Here is a 22,178-nt window from a genome sequence, read left to right as displayed (position 1 = left end):
CGCGGTTGTGGACGGCGGGCGTTCTCCACAGGCCGCTTCCCCGGGCCGTCGGCGGGGGCGGGGAGCATGCCGGGCGTGATCGACGACGCCTGGCTCGCAGACCTCCTCCGGCACCGCGCCGCAGTGCTCACCGACGCCCGGGTCGCGTCGGAGCTCGCGGCCACGCTCAGCAGCACCGGGCTCCCCCTCGACGACGGCGGCCCGGCCGGGCGGACCCTGCGCGACGCGCTCGACGAGACCTGGGAGCGCGGCTGGCAGCCGGCCGACGTCACCCACGCCGCCCGGCGGGAGGCCGGCGCCGGATCGGTCCCGCTGGTCGTGGCGCTGATCGCTGAGCACGCACGCCGCACCGACGCGGTCTCGCGGGCGCCGGAGACCTGGGTCGGGCAGCTGCGGGAACTGGGGGCCCTGGACGTGGACGCCGGCGAGAGCGCCGCGGTCAGCGCCTGGCAGCGGGCCGAGCGCCGTCCGCCCGCCGAGGCGTGGCGCACCGTGCTGCAGGTGGCCGGGCTGCTGCGGTGCACGGCCCGGCTCGAGGTGCTGGTGCCGCCCCCGTCGCGGTGGGGCGCACCACGGCCGGGCGCCGACCGGCCGGCCGCGGGCGGCGACGACCGGGCGTTGCGGCGCATCCGCGCCCTGCTGGCCAAGGCCGAGTCCACCGAGTTCCCCGAGGAGGCGGAGGCGCTGACGGCCAAGGCGCAGGAGCTCATGACCCGTCACGCGGTGGATGCCGCGCTGCTCGGCGGTGGCGCGGCTACGGCCGTCGACGTCGACACCCGGCGGGTGCACGTCGCCGACCCCTACGCGCGCGCCAAGACGCAGCTGCTGGGCGCGGTCGCGGAGGCGAACGACGTGCAGCTCGTCTGGTACCAGGGTCTGGGCATCGCCACCCTCGTCGGCCTCCGGTCCGACCTGGACGCCGTGGAGCTGCTGTTCACGTCCCTGCTGCTGCAGGTCGCGCAGGCACTGGCCGCCGCGGAGCGGCAGGAGGGCCGCTCCGCGGCGCGGTCGTTCCGCCGCGCGTACCTGCTCGGCTACGCGCACCGCATCGGCGAGCGGCTGGCCGCGGCGCGGCTGCGGGCGACCACGGAGGCGGGGGTGGAGCGGGGCGTGGACCTGCTCCCCGTGCTGCGGTCGCGGCAGGAGGCGGTGGCGGCCCGGACGGCCGAGCTGTTCCCCCGGGTCCGGTCCAGCCGCAGCCGGTCCTCGGTCGACGCGGGCGGATGGCACGCCGGCCGGGCCGCGGCCGAGCACGCCGAGGTCGGCCCCCGGCGCTCGCCGCTCCGCTGACCCGTCGCCGGCCCCTGTCGCCGAGCCCGCTCGCCGCTCCCACTGGCCCCCGTTCACCCTTCCCGCCCGCCGTGACCACCTGGCCATCGCGACAGCCGGGGCCATGGGACTATTTCTCGGACATGCGTTCGAAGACGGAGGTTGACGGCCCCGGTCACGAGATACCGCTGGACGAGCTCGCCCTGGCGATCACCAGCGGGGCGGTGCGGCTGGCGGCGGCGACGGCCACCTGGCTCCGGCTGGTGGCGGAGTTCGACGAGCGGGGCGGCTGGCACGGCGTCGGCATCCGCTCCTGCGCACACTGGCTGGCCTGGCAGTGCGGCATGGGCCCCGGCGTGGCACGGGAGCACGCCCTGGTCGCCCGCGCCCTGCCCGGCCTGCCGCGGATCGAGGCGGCGGTCACGGCGGGCCGCCTCTCCTACTCCAAGGTGCGGGCGCCGACCCGCGTCGCGGAGCCCGACTCCGAGGCGGCGCTGCTCGAGTTCGCCCTCACGGCCACCGCCTCCCAGACCGAGCGGTTCTGCCGACAGTGGCGGCGGGTCGACGAGACGGCGGCCTCCGGAGGCCGGGCCGGTCGAGCGCGAGCAGTTCTTCGAGCCGGTCCGCTGCACCGTTCCCGCGGGAACGCGACGTGGGCCAGCGCACCGTTTGCCGCGGACCGCCGCAGGGGAGAGGCAGCCGGTGCCTCCCTCCCCCGAGCGGGACAACCCCGCCGGCGCCAGCGCCTCCGTCCGCACCCGCCGCATCCGCGAGTTCGCCCGCGAGGTGCTCGGCTACGACGACTTCCGTCCCGGGCAGGAGCGCGCCATGCAGGCCGTCGTCGGCGGGCGCGACACCCTCGCGGTGCTGCCCTCCGGCGCCGGGAAGACGGCGGTCTACCAGGTCGCCGGCCAGCTCCTCGACGGCCCGGTGCTGGTCGTCTCGCCGCTGATCGCCCTGCAGCGGGACCAGGTGGAGCGGCTCACCGAGCTGGAGGACCGCGCCGGCCGCGCCGCGCAGCTCAACTCCACCCTCTCGGCCGGCGACCAGCAGGAGGCGCTCGACGGCCTCGGTGACGGAGCGGTCCGCTTCCTCTTCCTGGCCCCCGAGCAGCTGGCCAAGCAGGAGGTGGTCGACGTGATCGCCAAGGCGCGGCCCGCTCTGTTCGTCGTCGACGAGGCGCACTGCGTCTCGGCGTGGGGCCACGACTTCCGCCCCGACTACCTGCGCCTGGGCGGCGTCATCGAGCAGCTCGGCCACCCGACGGTGCTCGCGCTCACGGCCACCGCGGCTCCCCCGGTGCGGGCGGAGATCGTGGAGCAGCTCGGCATGCGCGACCCCGCGGTGGTCGTCGCCGGCTTCGACCGGCCGGAGATCCGCCTGGAGGTCGACCACCACGCCGACGCGCGGGGCAAGCAGGACGCCGTCCTCGACCGGGTGCTCGCCGAGGTCGGCGACGGGCGCGGCCCCGGCATCGTCTACAGCGCCACCCGCAAGGGCACCGAGGAGATCGCCGCCACGCTCGCCGAGCGGGGCCTGCGCACGCAGGCCTACCACGCGGGGCTGAAGAAGTCCGACCGCGAGGAGACCCAGCGTGCCTGGATGGACGACGAGCTGGACGTCGTCGTCGCCACCACCGCCTTCGGCATGGGCATCGACAAGCCCGGCACCCGCTTCGTCGTCCACGCCGAGCCCGCCGACTCGGTGGACAGCTACTACCAGGAGATCGGCCGGGCCGGCCGCGACGGCGAGCCGGCCCTCGCCGTCCTGGTCTACCGGCAGGAGGACCTGGGGCTGCGCCGGTTCTTCGCCGCGGGCGCCCCGGCCGAGGAGGAGCTGCAGCAGGTCGCCGGCCTGGTCCAGGCCGCCGCCGCGGCGGGCATCGACGACGGCGTCGACGTCAAGGCGCTGCGCGAGGAGACCGGCCGGGCCGCCACCCCCCTGGTGCGCGACCTCAACCTCCTCGAGCAGGTCTCCGCCGTCGTCCTGGACGAGGACGGCGCCGCGCACCCCGCCGACGGCGCCCCGCCCCCCGGCGAGGCCGCCGAGCAGGCCCGGGAGCTCGCCGAGCACCACGAGAAGGTCGACCAGTCCCGCGTGGAGATGATGCGCGGCTACGCCGAGACCACCGAGTGCCGTCGCCAGTTCCTGCTCGGCTACTTCGGCGAGCAGCTCGACGAGCCCTGCGGCAACTGCGACAACTGCTCGGCCGGCACCGCCCGCGAGCACGTCGCCACCGAGCCCGCGGACACCCCCTTCCCCGTGGAGACGCCGGTCGAGCACACCGAGTGGGGGCCCGGCGTCGTGATGCGGGTCGAGGACGACCGCCTCACCGTGCTGTTCGACGAGGTCGGTTACAAGACCCTCGGCCTCGCCGCCGTCCTGGACCACGACCTGCTGCGCCCGCGCGGCTGACCGGCCACCCGCTTCGACCTGCGGGACCGGCCGATCCCACCCATGATCATCCGCAGGAGAGCGGGTCGACGCGCCCGGAGCAGACAGGGCACGGACCCGGGAGAAGGAGTGCACGCGTGAAGGTCCTCGGCATCAACGCGATCTACCACGACCCCGCGGCGGCGCTCGTCGTCGACGGCCGCATCGTGGCGGCCGCGGAGGAGGAGCGGTTCAGCCGCCGCAAGCACGGCAAGCGCCCGCTGCCGTGGAGCGCCTGGGAGCTGCCGGAGCTCTCCGCCGCGTGGTGCCTCAAGACGGCCGGCATCCGGCCCGAGGAGCTCGACGCCGTCGCCTACTCCTTCGACCCCGGCCTCATGACGACGCCGGAGGAGACCGGCCTGTTCGACGACGGCGACACCATGCGCAAGAAGTACGCCGAGATGGCGCCCGACTTCCTGGCGCACGCGCTCCCCGGGCTGGACCCGGCGAAGGTCCGCTTCGTCAAGCACCACGTCGCCCACGCCGCCTCGGCGGGCAAGGCGGCGCCACAGCGCGACAACGCCGTCCTCGTGCTCGACGGCCGCGGCGAGGCGCACAGCCACCTCGCCGGCCGGTACGTCGACGGGCAGCTGGAGGTGCTCGCCGGGCAGGCGCTCCCCCACTCCCTGGGCCTGATGTACGAGGAGCTCACCGACCACCTGGGCTTCCTGCGCAGCTCCGACGAGTTCAAGGTCATGGCGATGGCCTCCTACGGCAAGCCGCGCTTCCTCGGGGAGCTGTCGGAGCTCATCCGCGCCACCGACGACGGCGGCTTCCGCACCGAGAAGATCGACTTCGCCGAGTTCGCGCCGCGCCTGGCAAAGGACGAGCAGTGGACCGAGGCCCACGCCGACCTCGCCGCGAGCGTGCAGACCCGCCTCGAGGAGGTGCTGGTCGACCTCGCCCGCTGGGTGCACGAGCAGACCGGCGAGAAGACGCTCACCATGGCCGGCGGCACCGCGCTGAACTGCGTCGCCAACACCCGCATCCTCGCGGAGAGCCCGTTCGAGCAGGTGTGGGTGCAGCCCGCCGCCGGTGACGCCGGCACCGCGCTGGGCGCCGCCCTCCACGTCGCCGCCGAGCTCGGCGAGCGCACCGAGCCGATGGCCGGCGCAGCGCTCGGCCGCGGCTGGAGCGACGACGAGATCGAGCAGGTCCTGCAGACGGCGGCGATCGACTACGAGCGCCCCGACGACGTGGCCGAGGCCGTCGCCGAGGTGCTCGCCGACAACGGCATCGTCGCCTGGTTCCAGGGGCGCAGCGAGTACGGCCCCCGCGCGCTGGGCCACCGGTCGCTGCTCGCCCACCCCGGCTTCGAGGCCAACCTCGAGCGGATGAACGACGTCAAGGGCCGCGAGCAGTTCCGCCCGGTCGCGCCGATGGTGCTTCTGGAGCGGGCTCCGGAGATCTTCAGCCGCGGGCCGATCCCCTCGCCCTACATGCTCTTCGTGCACGACGTCGCCGGGGAGTGGCGCGACCGCATCCCCACGGTGACCCACGTCGACGGCACGGCGCGGATCCAGACCATCGATCCGGCGACCGAGCCGCTGGTGCACCGCATGATCTCGGCGTTCGAGCGGCGCACCGGCCTGCCCGTGGTCGTCAACACCAGCCTGAACACCGCCGGCCGCCCGATGGTCGACGACCCGCGCGACGCCCTCGAGTGCTTCGGCTCGGCGCCGGTGGACCTGCTCGCGATCGGGCCCTTCGTCGTCCGCCGGTCCAAGGCGACGCCGCGCCCCGGGCGCGGCTGAGCCGGACGGCCGGGCCGTGTATCGGTTCGGCCACACCGTTCCCTCGCCGGGGTGGCGGCCGTTATCCGGGCCCGAGCGCGGGTAACGGCTCCTGGCAGTCACCTGTCAAGAACCTGGCAGGTCGGACGACCTAGAGGGAGGACATGATGTCTGCAACCCGCGGAAACACCGGCGCGGATCGACGAGGCCTGACCTGGCCGCAGATGCTCGCCGCGGCCATCGGCGCGATCTACCTGCTGGTGGGGATCGTCGGATTCTTCGTCACCGGCTTCGACGACTTCTTCGCGCACGACACCGGCGAGACCATCCTCGGCTTCGAGGTCAACCCGTTCCACAACATCGTCCACATCCTGATCGGCGCGGCGGGCCTGGCGCTGTTCCGGACGCTGAGCGGCGCCCGCACCTACGGGTGGCTGCTGGCGATCGGGTACGGCGCCACGTTCGTCTACGGCCTGTTCGCCGTGGACCAGGAGTGGGACTTCCTGAGCCTCAACTGGGCCGACAACTGGCTGCACCTGGTCAGTGCTCTCGCCGGCCTGGTGATCGCCCTGGGTCCGGTGCGCAACGCCGTCGAGGGGCGCACCCGCACCTGAGCGACATCCCCGTCCCGAGCCGGGCTCCGCACACGCGGGGCCCGGCTCGTGCCGTCCCGGGGGCTCCGCGGACCCCTGGCGCGACGCCGGTCACGCCCGCCGCTACCTTGCGGGGCATGGACTTCGCTCTCTCCGCCAAGGCCGAGGACGTCTGCGCACGCGCGTGGGACTTCATGCGGGAGCACGTGTTCCCCGCCGAGCCGGTCTACGACGCCTGGCGCGCCGAGCGCGGCCACGACAACCACGAGCACCCGCCGATCCTCGAGGAGCTCAAGGCCGAGGCGCGCAAGCGGGGCCTGTGGAACCTGTTCCACCACGAGGTCGGGGGGCTCTCCAACCTCGAGTACGCCTCGGTCGCCGAGATCACCGGCTGGTCGCCCGTCATCGCCCCCGAGTCGATGAACGTGGGCGCGCCGGACACCGGCAACATGGAGACGCTCATGCTCTTCGGCACGCCGGAGCACAAGGAGCGCTGGCTGAACCCGCTGCTGGAGGGCGAGATCCGCTCCGGCTTCGCGATGACCGAGCCCGACGTCGCGTCGTCGGACGCCCGCAACATCCAGACCTCGATCGTGCGGGACGGCGACGAGTACGTCATCAACGGCCGCAAGTGGTGGACCTCCGGGGCCGCCGACCCGCGCTGCCAGATCTTCATCGTCATGGGCAAGACCGACCCCGACGGCCCGCCGCACCGCCAGCAGTCGATGGTGCTCGTCCCCCGCGACACCCCGGGGCTGGAGATCATCCGGCACCTGCCCGTGTTCGGGTACCAGGACCAGCACGGCCACTCCGAGCTGCGGTTCACCGACGTCCGGGTCCCGGTCAGCAACATCCTCTCCGGCGAGGGTGACGGCTTCATGATCGCCCAGGCGCGGCTCGGCCCCGGCCGCATCCACCACTGCATGCGCGCCATCGGCATGGCCGAGCGCGCGCTCGCGCTGATGGTCGAGCGCAGCAAGAACCGCGTCGCCTTCGGCCGCCCGCTGGCCGAGCAGGGCACCGTGCGGGAGGCGATCGCGCTGTCCCGGATCGAGATCGACCAGGCGCGCCTCTACGTGCTGAAGACGGCGGACCTCATCGACAAGTACGGGGCCAAGGGCGCCCGCACCGAGATCTCGGCCATCAAGGTCGCCGCCCCGAAGGTCGCGCTCGACGTCATCGACCGCGCCATCCAGGTGCACGGCGGCGCCGGCGTCAGCAACGACACGGTGCTGGCCCGCTTCTACGCCAGCGCCCGCACCCTGCGCATCGTCGACGGCCCCGACGCGGTGCACATCCGCGGCGTGGCCAAGGAGGAGCTGGCGCGGGAGCGCCCCTACTCGGGCTGAGGAAGGACCGCTGCCCCGACCGCTCGCACGGTCGCGGCGGCCCCTGCACCGGGGCCGCCGCGACACCTCCTTGGGTTCAGGGCGTCAGCGTCGTCCCGAAGCCGCCGCCGGCGAGCTTCGCCATCAGCTGCGTGCGGTCCAGCCCCACCTCGGCGAGCGCGTCGCCGTCGCGGTCGGTGTCGATCTGGTCGGAGAACCGCTGCTCCACCTTCTCCGCCGTGTCGTTGTCCCCCTCGGTGCGCAGCACGCGCACCAGCTCCGTCTTGTCCAGCTTCACGGGTCCTCCTTCGCCGTTCCCTGGGCTCGGAGTGTGGTGTGGATCACCCGGACCCGCAACGGCGGGCCCGCGCTCAGCCCCGGGTGGCGCGCCGGACGAGGTACGCGCCCACGGCCGCCAGCACCACGGCCACCGCGAGCTGCGCGATCGCCACACCGGTCTGGTCGCTGGCGAACCAGGTGGGCGTCGAGACCAGCAGCACGACCGCGACCCCCAGCACGAGCAGGCCGACGAGGCGCTCCCGGCGGCGGGACGTGGGCGACGGAGGACGGCCGGGCTCGGGCGCTGACATGCCTCCAGCCTGCCAAAGGGGTAGCGGCACCCCGGACGGGGAACCCTGGTGGGGACCCGACCCCGGCCGCGTCGGCGTAGGTTGCGACGACGCAGGTCGAGCCGACCCGGAGGTCCCCATGCCGCAGACGTCCCCGCAGGCAGCCGTGCTCACCGAGCTCGAGCCCGTGGTCGCCGAGAACCTCGACCGGCACATCAGGATGGCCAAGGAGTGGCATCCGCACGACTACGTCCCGTGGGACGAGGGGCGGAACTTCGCCTTCCTCGGCGGGGAGGACTGGTCCCCGGAGCAGTCCCGGCTCGACGCGACCGCCAAGGCGGCCATGTTCGTGAACCTGCTGACCGAGGACAACCTGCCCAGCTACCACCGCGAGATCGCCACCCGCTTCGGCCGGGACGGCGCCTGGGGGCAGTGGGTCGGCCGCTGGACGGCCGAGGAGGGGCGGCACGGCGTCGCGCTGCGGGACTACCTCGTCGTCACCCGCGGGGTCGACCCGGTCGAGCTCGAGCGCGCCCGGATGGACTACATGACCACCGGCTACGACTCCGGCGACAAGTCCCCGCTCGAGGCCGTCGCGTACGTCTCGTTCCAGGAGCTGGCCACGCGGGTCTCGCACCGCAACACCGGCAAGGCCACCGGCGACCCGATCGCGGACAAGCTGCTGGCCCGCATCGCCACGGACGAGAACCTGCACATGATCTTCTACCGGAACCTGGTGACGGCGGCGTTCGACATCGACCCGGACGAGATGATGAAGGCCGTCGCCAAGGAGGTCATGACCTTCGAGATGCCCGGCGCGACCATGGCCAACTTCCGCAGGAACTCCACGATCATCGCGAAGGCCGGCATCTACGACCTGCGGCTGCACCACGACGAGGTGGTCAGCCCGATCCTGCGCACCTGGAAGGTCTTCGAGCGCAGCGACCTCGGCCCCGAGGGCGAGCGGGCCCGCGAGGAGCTCGCCGGCTTCCTGACCGGCCTGGACGCCGAGGCCACGCGGTTCGTGGAGAGCCGCGAGCGGATGCGCGCCCGCATGGCGGCCAGGGGCGAGGTCCCGGTCCAGGTCTGACGGAGGCCTGCGGGGGCTCAGAGGCGGCAGGCCATCACGATCTCGTCGCGGTCGTCGCCGGGGGCCACGCGGATCGCGCCGGGCAGGCGGCCCACCTCGGTGTAGCCCAGGCCCTTGTAGAAGTCGTCCACACCGGTGCCCCCGCGGGCGGTCAGGTGCACGAACTCCCACCCCCGCTCGCGGGCGATCCGGTGCACGCCCTCCATCAGCACCCGGCCCAGGCCCTGCCCCTGCCGCGACGGGTGCACCTGCACCCGGAGCACGGTGCCCCAGTGGCGGCGCAGCGGGCTCAGCGAGCCGACGACGCTGGCGAACCCCGCCGTCCGGCCGTCCACCTCGAGCAGCGCCAGCACGTCGCGGCCGGAGTGGATGCCCTCCAGCAGCTTGTCCAGCAACGGCACGACGTCGTCCTCGGTGACCGGCGGCACGAAGCCGACCGCGCCCCCGGCGTTGCTCACGTCGACCCAGCAGCGCAGCAGCTCGCCGCGCAGCGTGTCGTCGACGGTGGAGACGGGGCGGACGACGGCGGCGGGCACACCGTCATTCTCCGCCCCGCCCCGGACCTCCCTCGACGCGGGCCTCAGCCGGCCTTGCTCGGCGGCTCGCCGGCGGCGCGCGCCTCGGCCGCACGCTGCGGGTCGTAGGCGCAGGCGTCGGCGACGTCGGTGGCCGGGCCGTCCACCGGCTCGGGGGCCTGCGGTGCCTGCGTCTCGTCGCCCGGCGGCTGCGATCCGGCCGCGGGCACGGGCACGCGCGGGTCGATCGCCTCCTCGACCAGCGCGCGGATGGCGTCGTAGTCGGGATAGGCCGGGTCGATCACCGACGGGTCGAGGACGACGCTGCGGATCTCGGCGTCCTTCACGCGGAACGCCAGGTCGACGAAGTCGTCCAGCCGCGACCGCGGGATGTCGGTGCTGACGATGTCCTCGGTCGTCGCGGCCAGCTGCTGGTAGCGCTGCAGCAGCGTCACCGGGTCGGCGGCCTCGACGATCGCGGAGATCGTGCAGCGCTGCCGCTCCATCCGGTCGTAGTCGGTGAGCCCGAACCGGCCCCGCGCGAACTGCAGGGCGGTGTCGCCGTCCATCTCGCGGTCCGGCCCCGGCGCGATGTAGTCGTCGGGCAGCTCGCCGGTGCCCGGGTCGCCGTTGATCGGCACGTAGTAGTTGACGTTCACGGTGATGCCACCGAGCGCGTCGACCAGCCGGCTGAACCCCTCGAGGTTGACCAGCACGAAGTAGTCGATGCGCAGCCCCAGGGCCTCCCCGACGCCGAGCTTCAGGAAGTCGGCACCCGGGTCGTCGGTCGGGCCCAGGGCGTCGGGGTACCAGGCCGGGCCGTTGCGGTAGACGGCGTTGAGCAGGCTCTCGCTCTCGCTGCCGGCGTCGAAGCCGTCGGGGTAGAGCTCGCCGAGCGGGCTGTCCTCGGGGAAGGGCAGGTCCTGCAGGTTGCGGGGCAGGCTGATCAGCACCGTCTCGCCGGTCTCGACGTCGGTGCTGGCCACGATGACGGTGTCCGTGCGCACGCCCTCGCGGCCCTCGCCGCCGTCGCCACCCAGCAGCAGCACGTTCACCCGGTCCCGGCCGCCGAAGAGCTCGGCGGACTCCTCCTCGTCGACGGTCGCCGACTGCCGCTCGTCGTCGAAGACCCCGGCGATGAGGTCGCGCGACGTCGTGGCCAGCCGGCCGACGAGGACGGCGGGGGCGGCGATCGCCGCCACGAGCACCGCCACGACCAGACCTCCGACGACGTGCCGGCCGCGGGAGGTGCCCGGGGGCACCAGCATCCGGTAGCCGGCGACGACGACGGCGATCCACAGCAGCGCCAGGACGCCCACGCCGACGGTCGCCCAGAGCAGCGCGTCCGTGTCGACGAACGTCCGGGCGGCGAACCGCTGCCCGCCGGTGGCGAGCCACGCGGCGACCCCGGCGAGCAGGAGGAAGACGGTCAGCACGGCCGCCCCGAGCCGACGCCGCCCGGCGGCGAGCAGCCCGGTCCCGGGCACCAGCGCGCCGAGGGCGGTCCAGCCCAGGGCCGCGCCGAAGCCGCGCCGCCGGGCCGGTCGCGGGGGGCGCTCGTCCGGCTGCGAGGAGAGGGGTGTCGTCCCGTCCGTCATCCCGCGGCCCCCGCGGCGCACCAGCTCACCGGGCCATGCTCCCACCGTCGGGCCTGGTGGGGGCGTCGACGGGGAGCGGCCCGGGCAGGACCGCCCGATCGTGGACACCGGCGTCCGGACGGCGGGGAGTCGGTGTCGGTGGCCCTCCGTAAGCTCCCGGGCGTGCGCCTGGCCACCTGGAACGTCAACTCGATCCGCACCCGCGTCGACCGCGTCGCCGCCTTCCTGGAGCGGCACGACGTCGACGTCCTGGCCATGCAGGAGACCAAGTGCCGGGACGACCAGTTCCCGCAGGACCGGTTCACCGCCCTGGGCTACGAGGTCGCGCACGTGGGCTACTCGCAGTGGAACGGGGTCTCGATCCTGTCCCGCGTGGGGCTGGAGGAGGTGACCGTCGGGTTCCCCGGCCAGCCCTGCTGGGGCGAGGACACCACCTGCGAGGCCCGCGCCCTCGCCGCCACGTGCGCCGGCGTCCGGGTGTGGAGCCTCTACGTGCCCAACGGGCGCACGCTGGCCGACCCGCACTACACCTACAAGCTCGAGTGGCTGGCCGCGCTGCGGGACACCGCGGCCGGCTGGCTCGCCGACGACCCGGCCGCGCAGGTCGCCCTCGTCGGCGACTGGAACATCGCCCCGCAGAACGACGACGTGTGGGACATGTCGGTGTTCAGCACCTCGACGCACGTCTCCGAGCCGGAGCGGGCGGCGTTCCGGGCGGTGGTCGACGCCGGGTACGCCGACGTGGTGCGGCCGCACGCCCCCGGGCCCGGCGCCTACACCTACTGGGACTACACCCAGCTGCGCTTCCCGCGCCGCGAGGGCATGCGCATCGACTTCGTGCTCGGCTCTCCCGCGCTGGCCGCACGGGTCGGCGGGGCCTTCATCGACCGCGAGGAGCGCAAGGGCAAGGGCGCCAGCGACCACGCCCCGGTCGTCGTCGACCTCACCTGAGACTGAGCCCCGTCCCGGTCCTCCCGGCCCGGGGGCCGGGCCTCCCTATGCTGGCTCCCCGTGCTCGTGCTGCTGCCCCCGTCGGAGACCAAGGCCCCCGGGGGCGACGGCCCACCCCTCGACCTCGGCGCGCTCACCGCGCCGGAGCTGACCCCGGTGCGCAGCCGGCTCGCGGGGGCGCTGGTCGCGCTCGCCGACGACGTCCCGGCGTCCCGCGCCGCGCTGGGCCTCTCCCCGAAGCAGGACGACGAGATCGCCCGCAACGCGGCGCTGCTCACCGCCGGCACGCTCCCCGCCCTGCACCGCTACACCGGCGTCCTCTACGACGCCCTCGACGTCGGCTCGCTCACCCGTGCGCAGCGGGCCCGCGCGGAGCGGCGGCTCGCCGTCGGCTCGGCGCTGTTCGGGCTGGTCGGCGGGGGCGACCGCATCCCGGCCTACCGGCTGTCGGCCGGGTCCGCGCTGCCCGGGCTGCCGACCCTCCGCGCGCTGTGGAAGCCGGTGCTCGGCCCCGTGCTCGAGCGCACCGAGGGGCTCGTCGTCGACCTGCGCAGCGGCTCCTACGCCGCGCTGGCCCCGGTGCCCGGCGCGGTCAGCGTCAGCGTGCTGAGCGAGCGACCCGACGGCGCGCGCTCCGTCGTCAGCCACTTCAACAAGGCGCACAAAGGACGGCTCGCCCGACTGCTCGCCACCACCACGGCGGAACCGGGTGACGTCGTGAGGCTCAGGAGCCTGCTGAGGCGGGCGGGGTTGCACGTGGAACATGACGGCGGAACGGCGCTGACGCTGGTCGTCCCGGCGCACTGAGGGCGATCTCTCGGGTTGTGTCCGAACGGTTGGTTGCGCGCAACCCGCCCCCCGTGGCATAACTGCGGGGACCCAGCGTGCCCGAACAACGCGGCACACAGGCGTCTCGTATCCGGCGACCGCCGGGGCAGAAGGGCTTCGGTGGACGGATCGGACCGTACGGTCCACGCGGGACCGACCCTCGGCGACCGTTCGGCGGCCGAGTTGCGCCTCGACCCCACGCGCGTGGCGGCCGCCCGGCGCATCCTCCCGCGCGGGGACCGCGCGGGGCTGGACAGGCTGGCCCAACTCGCCGCCCGCCTGCTGGGCACCAGCGGGAGCCAGGTGTCGCTGCTCGTCGACGTGCAGCACGTCGCAGCCGGGAGCGACCCCGCGGCCGTCGGCACCACCGGGCCGCTCGAGGAATCCCTCTGCACGGTGACGGCCGCGCTCCCCCCGGGGGAGGCCCTCGTCGTCACCGACGCCCGCGCCGACGACCGCGTGCGGGACCTGACGCCCGTCCGGACCGGCGCCATCGGCTCGTACCTGGGCACCGCGCTCACGGACGCCTCCGGCGCGGCCGTCGGCGCGCTCTGCGTCTTCGACCCCGAGCCGCGGCCGTGGGGGAGCTCGGAGATCGCGACCCTGCGGCAGCTCGCCGGCTCGGTGATGACCGAGCTGGAGCTGTCGGCGCTGCTGCGCCGCTACGAGGACGACCGCGTCCGCTGGGAGCTGGCCGCCGAGGCCGGTGGCGTCGGTACGTGGGACTGGGACCAGGAGACCGGTGAGCTGACGTGGGACGAGCAGCTCATCGCGATGTTCGGCTACGGCAGCGAGGACTTCGCGCGGACGATCGACGCGTTCAACGCGCGGCTCCACCCCGAGGACGCCGACTGGGTCGGCGAGGCGCTGCAGCTGGCCGTCGACACCGGCGGGGAGTACGACGCCACGTACCGGATCGTGCGGCCGGGCGGCGAGACCCGCTGGATCCACGCGCGCGGCCGGTCGCTGGTCGACGCGCACGGCCGGACGACCCGCATCCTGGGCACCGCGTACGACGTCACGGGGGAGCGCGAGGAGGCCACCCTCGTCACCCGCGTGCTCGAGGCGATGCCCGCCGGCTTCTACAGCCTCGACCGCGACTGGTGCTTCACCTACGTCAACGCCGTGGCCGAGAAGCTCCTGCAGACCTCCCGCGACGAGCTGCTGGGGCGCAACCTCTGGGAGGCGTTCCCCGACGCCGTCAACAGCATCTTCGAGAACAGCTACCGGGAGGCGGTCCGCACCGGCGAGCCGGTCGCGTTCGACGCCTACTACCCCGCGCCGCTGGACGGCTGGTACGAGCTGCGGGCGTGGCCCAGCCCCGACGGCCTCTCCGTCTACTTCCTGGAGGTGACCGAACGGCGCCGGGCGCAGGAGGAGGCCGATCGGGTGGCGCAGCGCCTGGAGCTGCTGGCCAGCGTCAGCGCCGACCTCGCCGGCCCGCTGGACCAGCACCGCGCGATGCAGCACCTCCCGCGGCTGGTCGTCCCCGCGCTCGCCGACTTCTGCATCGTGACGGTCGTCGACAACGACGGCCGCCCCAGCGACGTCGGCTCCTGGCACGCCGACCCGGAGCTGCGCCCGGTGCTGGAGCGCTACACGCAGGTACGGCTGGAGTCCATGCCGGCGGACTCGCCCGTCGCCGTCTCGCTGCGGACCGGCGAGCAGCGACGCAGCACCGGCGCGGCGGTGCTCGACCTGCTGCCCCCCGGCGAGGCCCGGGACCTGCTCTCCTCCCTCGACCCGCGGGAGGCGGTCGTCCTGCCGATGCGGGGCCGCAACCGGATCCTGGGCCTGCTGACCGTCTACTACTCCCGGGCGACCCCGGCCCGCCTGGAGAACCTGGTCACCGCACAGGAGGTCGCCGACCGCGCCGGCCTGGCGCTCGACAACGGCCGCCTCTACAACGCCCAGCAGCAGCTCGCCGAGGGGCTGCAGCGCAGCCTGCTCACCGAGCCGCCCGAGCCCGACCACGCCGAGATCGCGGTGCGCTACCTCCCCGCCGCGGAGGCCGCCCGCGTCGGTGGTGACTGGTACGACGCGTTCATGCAGCCCGGCGGCTCCACGATGCTGGTCATCGGCGACGTCGTGGGGCACGACACCGAGGCCGCGGCCGCCATGGGGCAGCTCCGCGGGCTGCTGCGCGGGGTGGCCACCTACAGCGACGCCGGCCCCGGCGAGGTGCTGCGCGGGCTCGACGCCTCGATGACGACGCTGCAGATCCCGACGATGGCCACCGCCGCGGTGGCCCGGTTCGAGCAGACCCCCGACGAGGCCGCCGAGGGCGTCACCCGCATGCGCTGGGCGAACGCCGGCCACCTGCCGCCGCTGGTCCTCACCGAGAAGGGTGAGGTGGCCGAGCTCGGGGAGTGGACCGGCGACCTGCTCCTGGGCGTCGACCCGGGCGCGCAGCGGCGCGAGTCCGTGGCCACCCTCCGGCGCGGCTCGACCGTCCTGCTCTACACCGACGGCCTCGTCGAGCGCCGCGACTCCGACCTCGACGAGGGCATCCAGCGACTGCGCGCCGCCGTGGAGGAGCTCGCCGATCTGCCGCTGCAGGCGCTGCTCGATGAACTGCTGGACCGGCTGGTGCACGGCCGGCCGGAGGACGACGTCGCGCTGGTGGCCGTCCGGCTGCACCCCCAGGACCGGCCCCGGCCGGCCGAGGCCGGCCCCGAGCGCGTGCCCCCGACCGTGCCGAGGGACCCGCTGCTGGACTGAGCCCGGGGTCAGCGACCGCGGTCGCGCCGCACCTGGGCCTTGCGGCCCTTGATCATCGTGGCCCGCAGCGCCTGCACGACCTCGTCGGCGGCTGCCTCGGGCACCTCCACCAGGGCGAACCGCTGGTGGATCTCGATGGACCCGACGTCGCGCCCGGTGAGCCCGGTCTCGCCCGTGATGGCCCCGACCAGGTCACCGGGGCGGATGCCGGCATCCCGGCCCACCCCGACGAACAGCCGCGCGGCCGGCCCGCCGCCGGGGCGCCCAGCCGGCCGGCCCGGGCGCTCGTCCCGCCTGCCGCCGCCGTCCCGGCCGCCACCGGGGCGGCCGCCGTCCCGCTCCGGCCGGAAGGAGACCTGCGGGATCTCCTCCTCGTCGTCGCCCACCGGCCCGGTCGCCTCGTGGGCCAGCTTGACCGCGGCGAGGGCGACCTCGACCAGGTCGAACTCGTCGGTGAGCGTCTCGACGACGACGCGGAAGCGGTCCAGGTCGTCGGTGAGCAGGCTCTCCCGCAGCGCGGCGCGGGTGAGGTCCAGCCGGCGGGTGCGGAGGTCGGCGACCGTGGGCACCTTCTCCACGGCGATCGGCGCGCCCGCGACCCGCTCGATCGTCTTGAGCATCCGGTGCTCCCGGGGCTCGGCCAGGGTGATCGCCACGCCCTCGCGGCCGGCCCGGCCCACCCGGCCGATGCGGTGCACGTAGGACTCCGGCGCCGACGGCACGTCGTAGTTGACGACGTGGGTGAGCTGCTCGATGTCCAGCCCGCGCGCCGCGACGTCGGTGGCCACCAGCAGCTCCGCCGTCCCCCCGCGGAGCCGGCCCATCACCCGGTCGCGCTGCTCCTGGCTCATGCCGCCGTGCAGCGCCTCGGCCCGGTACCCGCGGCCGTTCAGCGTCTCGGTGAGGGAGTCGACCTCCTCGCGGGTGCGGCAGAAGACGATCGCAGCGGTCGGCGCCTCGACGTCGAGGATCCGGCCGAGGGCGGCCGGCTTGGCGCCCCGGGGCACCACGTAGGCGGTCTGCCGGATGCGGGGCGCGGTGCCGGGCGCGGCCCGCTCCCGGGCGATGGTGATCCGGACCGGGTCGGAGAGGTGGCGGCGGGCCAGCGCGTCGAGCCGGCGCGGCATGGTCGCCGAGAAGAGCACCGTCTGCCGCTCCTCCGGCGTCTCGTCGAGGAGCGCCTCGAGGTCCTCGGCGAAGCCCATGTCCAGCATCTCGTCGGCCTCGTCGAGCACGACGGTGGCGATCTCGCCGAGCTGCAGCGCGCCGCGGTTGACCAGGTCGAGGGCGCGCCCGGGCGTGGCGACGACGACGTCGACCCCCGACTCCAGGGAGCGCAGCTGCCGCACGATGGGGGCGCCGCCGTAGACGGGTAGCACGCGGGCGCCCAGGTCGCGGCCGTAGCGGTGCAGCGCCTCCGACACCTGGACGGCGAGCTCGCGGGTGGGCACCAGCACCAGCGCGACCGGGGACCGGTCGGTGCGGTGCGCCGGCATCCGCTGCAGCACGGGCAGCGAGAACGCCGCGGTCTTGCCGGTGCCGGTGGCGGCCTGGCCGAGCAGGTCCCGCCCCTCGGCCAGCGGCGGGATCGCCTGCAGCTGGATGGGTGTGGGCTCCTCGTAGCCGAGGGCGGTGAGCGCCTGCAGCAGCTCCGGGCGCAGGCCCAGGGCGTCGAAGGTGGAGCCCTCGAAGGTGGGGTCGCCGGCGGGGTCGCGTTCCTCGGTCATCGTTCCCATCGTTCCCCCCGGTCGCCGGGACCGCGCGGGCGGGTTTCTGGCAGGCTGCCCCGGTGACCGCCGACGACGACCTCTGCACCCGCCCCGCGACCGAGCTGGCCGCCCTCGTCCGCGACCGGGAGGTGTCGGCGCGCGAGCTGCTGGAAGCCCACCTGCGCCGCATCGAGCGGCTGGACCCGCAGGTGAACGCCGTCGTCACCCTCGACCCCGAGGGGGCCCGGGCCGCCGCCGACGCCGCCGACGCCGCACAGGCCGCCGGTCGCCCGCTCGGCCCCTTGCACGGGCTCCCGGTCGCGCACAAGGACACCCACGCCACCGGCGGCATGCGCACCACCTACGGCTCACCGGTGCTGGCCGACGCCGTGCCCGACGCCGACGAGCTCGTGGTCTCGCGGCTGGTGGGTGCCGGGGCGATCCGGATCGGCAAGACCAACGTGCCCGAGTTCGCGGCCGGCTCGCACACCTTCAACCCGCTGTTCGGCGTCACCCACAACCCCTACCGGCACGGGCTCTCGGCCGGCGGGTCCAGCGGCGGCGCGGCCGCCGCGCTCGCGGCCGGGTTCGTGCCGCTGGCCGAGGGCAGCGACATGGGCGGCTCGCTGCGCAACCCGGCGGCGTTCTGCAACGTCGTCGGGCTCCGGCCCACCCCCGGGCGGGTGCCGACGTGGCCCGCGCCGCTGGGCTGGGCGCAGCTGTCGGTGCAGGGTCCGATGGGCCGCACCGTCGCCGACGTGGCGCTGCAGCTGTCGGCCACCGCCGGGCCCGACCCGCGGGTGCCGATCGCCCTGGAGGAGCCCGGGGCCGGCTTCGCCGCGCCGCTGCCCGAGCGGCTCGACGGGCTGCGCGTCGCCTGGGCCCCCGACCTGGGTGGCCGCGTGGCGGTGGACCCGGCGATCACCGCGACGCTGGCCGCCTCGCTCGGAGTGTTCAGCGAGCTCGGCGCCGTCGTCGAGGAGGACTGCCCCGACCTGGACGACGCGGACGAGGTGTTCGGCACGCTGCGCGCCTGGATCTTCGAGGGCCAGCTGGGCGACGTCGTGCGCGCGCACCCCGACCAGGTCAAGGAGTCGATCCGCTGGAACGTGGCCAAGGGCGAGGCGCTCAGCGGTGCCGACGTCGCGCGCGCGGAGAAGCTGCACACCCGGCTGTACGAGCGGATGGCCGAGTTCTTCACCCGCTTCGACGTGCTGCTCGCGCCGACGACGCAGGTGCTCCCCTTCCCCGTCGAGTGGGAGTACCCGACCGAGATCGCCGGGGTGCCGCAGGAGAACTACCTGGCGTGGATGCGGTCCTGCACGCTCATCTCCCCCACCGGCTGCCCGGCGCTCTCGGTGCCCGGCGGCTTCACCCCCGACGGCCTGCCGGTCGGTCTGCAGGTGGTCGGCCCCGCGCGGGCCGACCGGCGGGTGCTCGAGGTCGGGCACGCGTTCGAGCAGGCCACCCGCTTCGGCGAGCGGCGGCCCGCCCTCTGACGTCGTCTAGGCCTCTCTAGACGCGCGCCTAGACATGCCCGGACGGGACGGGGGTGGGGCCGTCGGAGCCCGCGGGGTACTCCCGCAGCGGCACCTCGCCGGAGGCCCACGCGGCGAGGACCGGCTCCACGATGCGCCACGACTCCTCGGCCTCGACGTCGCTGATGGACAGGGCGGCGTCGCCGCCCAGCATCTCCCGCAGCAGCAGGCCGTAGGCCGACAACCCGGCCGGCGCCAGCGCGATGTCCAGGGCTCGCCGCTCGAGGTCGAAGGGGTCACCGGCGCCGTTCAGGTTGACCTCGAGCGAGATGCCGTCGGGGTCCAGGCGCATCCGGAGCACGTCGGGCTCCGGGTCCTCGTCGGTGAAGGCGAGGTGCGGCACGGGGCGGAACCGGACGACGATCTCCCGGCGGTTCACGCCCAGCGCCTTGCCCGACCGGAGCCGGAACGGCACCCCCGACCACCGCCAGTTGTCGACGGTCACCGTGAGCTCGGCGTAGGTCTCGGTCCCGCGGTCCGGGTCCACGCCGTCCTCGGTGGCGTAGTCGGGGAGCTGCCGCTCGCCGACGGTGCCCGCGGTGTACCGGGCCCGGACGCTGCCCGCCGCCATGTCGGCCGGCGGGCGGACGGCGCGCAGCACGTCCCCCTTGCGGGAGGAGAGCCCCGCCGCGTCGACGGCCAGCGGCGGCTCCATCGCCACCAGCGCGAGCAGTTGGAGCAGGTGGTTCTGGAGCATGTCCCGCAGCGCGCCGGCGGTGTCGTAGTAGCCGGCCCGCCCCTCCAGCCCCAGCGTCTCGTCGAACACGATCTCCACCGACTCGACGTGGCCGGCGTTCCACACCGGCTCGAACAGCCGGTTGGCGAAGCGCAGGCCGAGGACGTTGAGCACCGTCTGCTTGGCCAGGAAGTGGTCGATGCGGAACACCGCGTCCTCGGGCGCCAGCCGGTGGAGGATGCGGTTGAGCTCGGCCGCGTCGGCGCGATCCCGGCCGAAGGGCTTCTCGACGGCGACGATCCCGCCCTCGGGCAGGCCGACCTCCGCGAGCGCCTCCAGGGTCGGGCGGAAGACCGTGTTGGGGAGGGCCAGGTAGACCACCGGCACGTCACCGACCCGGTCCAGCGCCCGCCGGAGGTCCCCCGGCACGGTGACGTCGCCGCGGAGGTAGCCCAGCCGCGAGACGACCCGCTCCCGGGTCGCGTCGGGGACGTGCCCGGCGTGGGCGTCCAGGCGGCGGCGCGCCCACTCCTGGTACTCGGCGCCGGTCCAGTCCTCCCGGCTCACCGCGAGGACGTCGACCTCCTCGTCGAGCACGCCGGCGGCGAACAGCTCGGCCAGCCCCGGCAGCAGCAGCCGGCCGGTCAGGTCACCGCTCCCACCGAGGACGACGAACGACCGCTTCATACCTCTTCCCCCTCCGCCCGGGCGAGGTTCCACCCGCTCGCGATGACCCCGACGTGGCTGAACGCCTGCGGGAAGTTGCCGAGGAAGGCCCCGGTCGACGGGTCGATCTCCTCGGCGAGCAGGCCGAGCTCGTTGGCCCGGCCGCACAGCGAGTCGTACAGGTCGTGGGCCTCCTCGAGGCGGCCCTGCCCGGCGAGGTTGTCGACCAGCCAGAAGCTGCAGAGCAGGAAGGCGCCCTCGGTGCCCTGCAGGCCGTCGGGCGACTCCGTGTGCAGGTACCGGTAGAGCAGGCCGTTCCCGGCGTCCAGGTGGCGGCGGACCGCCTCGGTGGTGGCGACCATCCGGGGGTCGTCGGCGGGGATGATCCGGCGCAGCGGCAGGCTCAGCAGCGAGCCGTCCAGCCCGCCGCGGTCGGTCTGCCCGGGGGCGGCCAGGTGCTCGGTGAACGTGCCCCGGTCGGGGTCCCACGCCTGCTCCAGCAGCGTGCGGTGGATCCGGTCGGCCTCGGTCCGCCAGCGCTCGCGCGGGTGCGGGAGCCCCAGCTGGTCGGCGATCCGCAGCGCCCGGTCGACGGCGACGTGGCACATCGCCACCGAGTAGGTGAACGGCCGCCCGGCGTCGCGGATCTCCCAGATGCCGTTGTCCGGCGTCGTCCACTGGGCGATCGCCTGCTCGGCCAGCCGCTGCAGCGACAGCCAGAGCGTCTCGCCGACCTCGCCGCCGCCGCGCACCCACTGGTAGGCGACGTCCAGCAGCTCGCCGTAGACGTCGTTCTGCACCTGCCGGGCGGCGCCGTTGCCCCAGCGGACCGGGGAGGAGCCGCGGTAGCCCGACAGCGAGGCGTCCAGCCACTCGGTCGCCGGGGGCTCGCCGTCGAGGGTGTACATGATGTCCACCCCGCCGCGCCGCTCGACGTTGCGCAGCGTCCAGGCCAGGAAGGCGTGCGACTCCTCGTCCATGCCGATGCGGTTGAGCGCGTAGCCGGTGAAGGCCGCGTCGCGCACCCAGGTGTAGCGGTAGTCCCAGTTCCGCTCCCCACCGATGCCCTCGGGCAGGGACGAGGTGGCCGCGGCCATCACCGCCCCGGTGGGCACGTGGTCGAGGAGCTTGAGGGTCAGCGCCGAGCGCGTGACCAGCTCCTGCTGCGGCCCGCTGTAGGTCAGCCGCCCCGACCAGTCGCGCCAGGCCGCCGTGGTCTGGTCGATCCGCCGCTGCGGGTCGCTGCGCACGCGCGTGTGCGTGTGCCCCGACCACTGCAGCATGACGGTGAGCCGCTCCCCCGCCTCGAGCCGGGCCCGTCCGGCGATCGCGCCGTCGCCGGTGAGCGTCAGCGGGTGGGAGCACCACAGGAGCAGCTCCATGGCGGGCCGGGCGGGCCACCGGATCCGCCAGGCGCCGAGCTCGGAGCGGACCTGGACGCCGTCCTTGGGCGCCAGCCGGACGTCGACCTCCACCGACCCGGACAGCACCCGGGCGCTGCGCAGGATCTCCCCCCGCCCGGCGGGGACCGACTCGGCGAGGTCGGCGCCCGAGCGCAGCGGCAGGCAGTCGGTGAGCTCGAGGACGGCGTCGGCGGTGTGCAGCTCGGTCACCAGGACGCCGGTGCCGGGCAGGTAGCGCTGGGTGGCCTCCCGGAGCCCCACGGGCGTGACGGCGAAGGTGCCGCCCCGCTGCGCGTCCAGCAGCCCCGCGACGAACGGATCGCCGTCGAACGTCGGCAGGCAGAGCCAGGGGATGGAGCCGTCCCGGGCGACGAGCGCGCACGTGACGCCGTCACCGATGAGACCGTGGTCCTCGATGGGCAGGTGACCGTCGACGGGGTCGAGCGGGCGGAGCGGCACGGGCGGTCCTCGCGGTCGGTGAGCAGGGGTCCTCCCCACCGTGCCCGCCGCGGAGCGCGCGAACCGTGCCGAGGGTGACGCTCCCGTGACGAACGGGCC

Annotated in this window: 17 protein-coding genes; 10 read left to right on the top strand and 7 right to left on the bottom strand. The window is 74.7% G+C overall.

Annotated features, from left to right (window positions below; translation table 11 throughout):
* The first annotated feature begins 75 nt into the window (after positions 1–75).
* The 5 genes from ACI792_RS08595 to ACI792_RS08575 all read left to right on the top strand — a co-directional run bounded on the left by ACI792_RS08595 (position 76) and on the right by ACI792_RS08575 (position 7,377).
* Positions 76–1,290, top strand: coding sequence for a DUF2786 domain-containing protein (locus ACI792_RS08595; protein WP_456602225.1), 1,215 nt, complete (start codon positions 76–78; stop codon positions 1,288–1,290).
* Positions 1,291–1,971: 681 nt separating this feature from the next.
* Positions 1,972–3,684 carry a RecQ family ATP-dependent DNA helicase gene (locus ACI792_RS08590; RefSeq protein WP_456602224.1) on the top strand — a complete coding sequence of 571 codons (1,713 nt, stop codon included), beginning with the start codon at positions 1,972–1,974 and terminating at the stop codon, positions 3,682–3,684.
* A 116-nt stretch (positions 3,685–3,800) separates the two neighbouring features.
* Positions 3,801–5,456 (top strand): carbamoyltransferase family protein, encoded by a 1,656-nt coding sequence (locus tag ACI792_RS08585; protein ID WP_456602223.1) that lies wholly within the window; start codon positions 3,801–3,803, stop codon positions 5,454–5,456.
* A 146-nt stretch (positions 5,457–5,602) separates the two neighbouring features.
* Positions 5,603–6,049 carry a DUF4383 domain-containing protein gene (locus ACI792_RS08580; RefSeq protein ID WP_456602222.1) on the top strand — a complete coding sequence of 149 codons (447 nt, stop codon included), beginning with the start codon at positions 5,603–5,605 and terminating at the stop codon, positions 6,047–6,049.
* Between the two features lie 116 nt (positions 6,050–6,165).
* Positions 6,166–7,377: an acyl-CoA dehydrogenase family protein gene (locus ACI792_RS08575; protein ID WP_456602221.1), complete on the top strand. Its 1,212-nt coding sequence runs from the start codon at positions 6,166–6,168 to the stop codon at positions 7,375–7,377.
* Positions 7,378–7,453: 76 nt separating this feature from the next.
* Here the strand turns inward: ACI792_RS08575 and ACI792_RS08570 are convergent, their stop codons facing one another.
* Positions 7,454–7,654 (bottom strand): hypothetical protein, encoded by a 201-nt coding sequence (locus ACI792_RS08570; protein WP_456580277.1) that lies wholly within the window; start codon positions 7,652–7,654, stop codon positions 7,454–7,456.
* Between the two features lie 73 nt (positions 7,655–7,727).
* Positions 7,728–7,946, bottom strand: coding sequence for a hypothetical protein (locus ACI792_RS08565; RefSeq protein ID WP_456580276.1), 219 nt, complete (start codon positions 7,944–7,946; stop codon positions 7,728–7,730).
* A 118-nt stretch (positions 7,947–8,064) separates the two neighbouring features.
* Here ACI792_RS08565 and ACI792_RS08560 point away from each other — a divergent pair, with 118 nt between their 5' ends.
* Positions 8,065–9,015, top strand: a complete 951-nt coding sequence (locus tag ACI792_RS08560; RefSeq protein WP_456602220.1) for an acyl-ACP desaturase — start codon at positions 8,065–8,067, stop codon at positions 9,013–9,015.
* A gap of 17 nt (positions 9,016–9,032) precedes the next feature.
* On the opposite strand, the gene ACI792_RS08555 is transcribed toward ACI792_RS08560, so the two are convergent.
* Together ACI792_RS08555 and ACI792_RS08550 are read right to left on the bottom strand one after the other, a co-directional pair.
* The gene (locus tag ACI792_RS08555; protein WP_456580274.1) at positions 9,033–9,551 is read right to left on the bottom strand and encodes an N-acetyltransferase family protein; all 519 of its coding nucleotides are present in this window, start codon (positions 9,549–9,551) and stop codon (positions 9,033–9,035) included.
* A 44-nt stretch (positions 9,552–9,595) separates the two neighbouring features.
* Positions 9,596–11,128, bottom strand: a complete 1,533-nt coding sequence (locus ACI792_RS08550) for an LCP family glycopolymer transferase (protein WP_456602219.1) — start codon at positions 11,126–11,128, stop codon at positions 9,596–9,598.
* 162 nt (positions 11,129–11,290) lie between these two features.
* Here ACI792_RS08550 and ACI792_RS08545 point away from each other — a divergent pair, with 162 nt between their 5' ends.
* The 3 genes from ACI792_RS08545 to ACI792_RS08535 all read left to right on the top strand — a co-directional run bounded on the left by ACI792_RS08545 (position 11,291) and on the right by ACI792_RS08535 (position 15,628).
* Positions 11,291–12,079, top strand: coding sequence for an exodeoxyribonuclease III (locus ACI792_RS08545; protein WP_456602218.1), 789 nt, complete (start codon positions 11,291–11,293; stop codon positions 12,077–12,079).
* Between the two features lie 60 nt (positions 12,080–12,139).
* The gene (gene yaaA, locus ACI792_RS08540) at positions 12,140–12,886 is read left to right on the top strand and encodes a peroxide stress protein YaaA (RefSeq protein ID WP_456602217.1); all 747 of its coding nucleotides are present in this window, start codon (positions 12,140–12,142) and stop codon (positions 12,884–12,886) included.
* Between the two features lie 225 nt (positions 12,887–13,111).
* Positions 13,112–15,628, top strand: coding sequence for a SpoIIE family protein phosphatase (locus ACI792_RS08535; RefSeq protein ID WP_456602216.1), 2,517 nt, complete (start codon positions 13,112–13,114; stop codon positions 15,626–15,628).
* Between the two features lie 8 nt (positions 15,629–15,636).
* Here ACI792_RS08535 and ACI792_RS08530 read toward each other — a convergent pair whose 3' ends face one another.
* Positions 15,637–17,355, bottom strand: a complete 1,719-nt coding sequence (locus ACI792_RS08530; RefSeq protein WP_456602215.1) for a DEAD/DEAH box helicase — start codon at positions 17,353–17,355, stop codon at positions 15,637–15,639.
* Between the two features lie 62 nt (positions 17,356–17,417).
* Between ACI792_RS08530 and ACI792_RS08525 the strand changes: the two genes are divergently transcribed.
* A complete protein-coding gene (locus ACI792_RS08525) occupies positions 17,418–18,836 on the top strand; it encodes an amidase (RefSeq protein WP_456602214.1) in 1,419 nt (472 codons plus the stop codon).
* Between the two features lie 28 nt (positions 18,837–18,864).
* Here the strand turns inward: ACI792_RS08525 and ACI792_RS08520 are convergent, their stop codons facing one another.
* A complete protein-coding gene (locus tag ACI792_RS08520) occupies positions 18,865–20,238 on the bottom strand; it encodes a glucose-6-phosphate dehydrogenase (RefSeq protein WP_456602213.1) in 1,374 nt (457 codons plus the stop codon).
* Positions 20,235–22,079, bottom strand: a complete 1,845-nt coding sequence (locus ACI792_RS08515) for a glycoside hydrolase family 15 protein (RefSeq protein ID WP_456602212.1) — start codon at positions 22,077–22,079, stop codon at positions 20,235–20,237. Before ACI792_RS08515 ends, ACI792_RS08520 begins: the two co-directional genes overlap by 4 nt.
* Positions 22,080–22,178 lie beyond the last annotated feature (99 nt).

The organism is Blastococcus sp. SYSU DS0669, assembly GCF_054050895.1.
This window is presented reverse-complemented; position numbering and strand designations above follow the sequence as displayed.

Bases quoted from the DNA above. Each gene is read 5' to 3' on its own strand.
- ACI792_RS08580 (WP_456602222.1), top strand. From the start codon at position 5,603: ATGTCTGCAACCCGCGGAAACACCGGCGCGGATCGACGAGGCCTGACC.
- ACI792_RS08575 (WP_456602221.1), top strand. From the start codon at position 6,166: ATGGACTTCGCTCTCTCCGCCAAGGCCGAGGACGTCTGCGCACGCGCG.
- ACI792_RS08565 (WP_456580276.1), bottom strand. From the start codon at position 7,946: ATGTCAGCGCCCGAGCCCGGCCGTCCTCCGTCGCCCACGTCCCGCCGC.
- ACI792_RS08560 (WP_456602220.1), top strand. From the start codon at position 8,065: ATGCCGCAGACGTCCCCGCAGGCAGCCGTGCTCACCGAGCTCGAGCCC.
- ACI792_RS08550 (WP_456602219.1), bottom strand. From the start codon at position 11,128: ATGACGGACGGGACGACACCCCTCTCCTCGCAGCCGGACGAGCGCCCC.
- ACI792_RS08530 (WP_456602215.1), bottom strand. From the start codon at position 17,355: ATGACCGAGGAACGCGACCCCGCCGGCGACCCCACCTTCGAGGGCTCC.
- ACI792_RS08520 (WP_456602213.1), bottom strand. From the start codon at position 20,238: ATGAAGCGGTCGTTCGTCGTCCTCGGTGGGAGCGGTGACCTGACCGGC.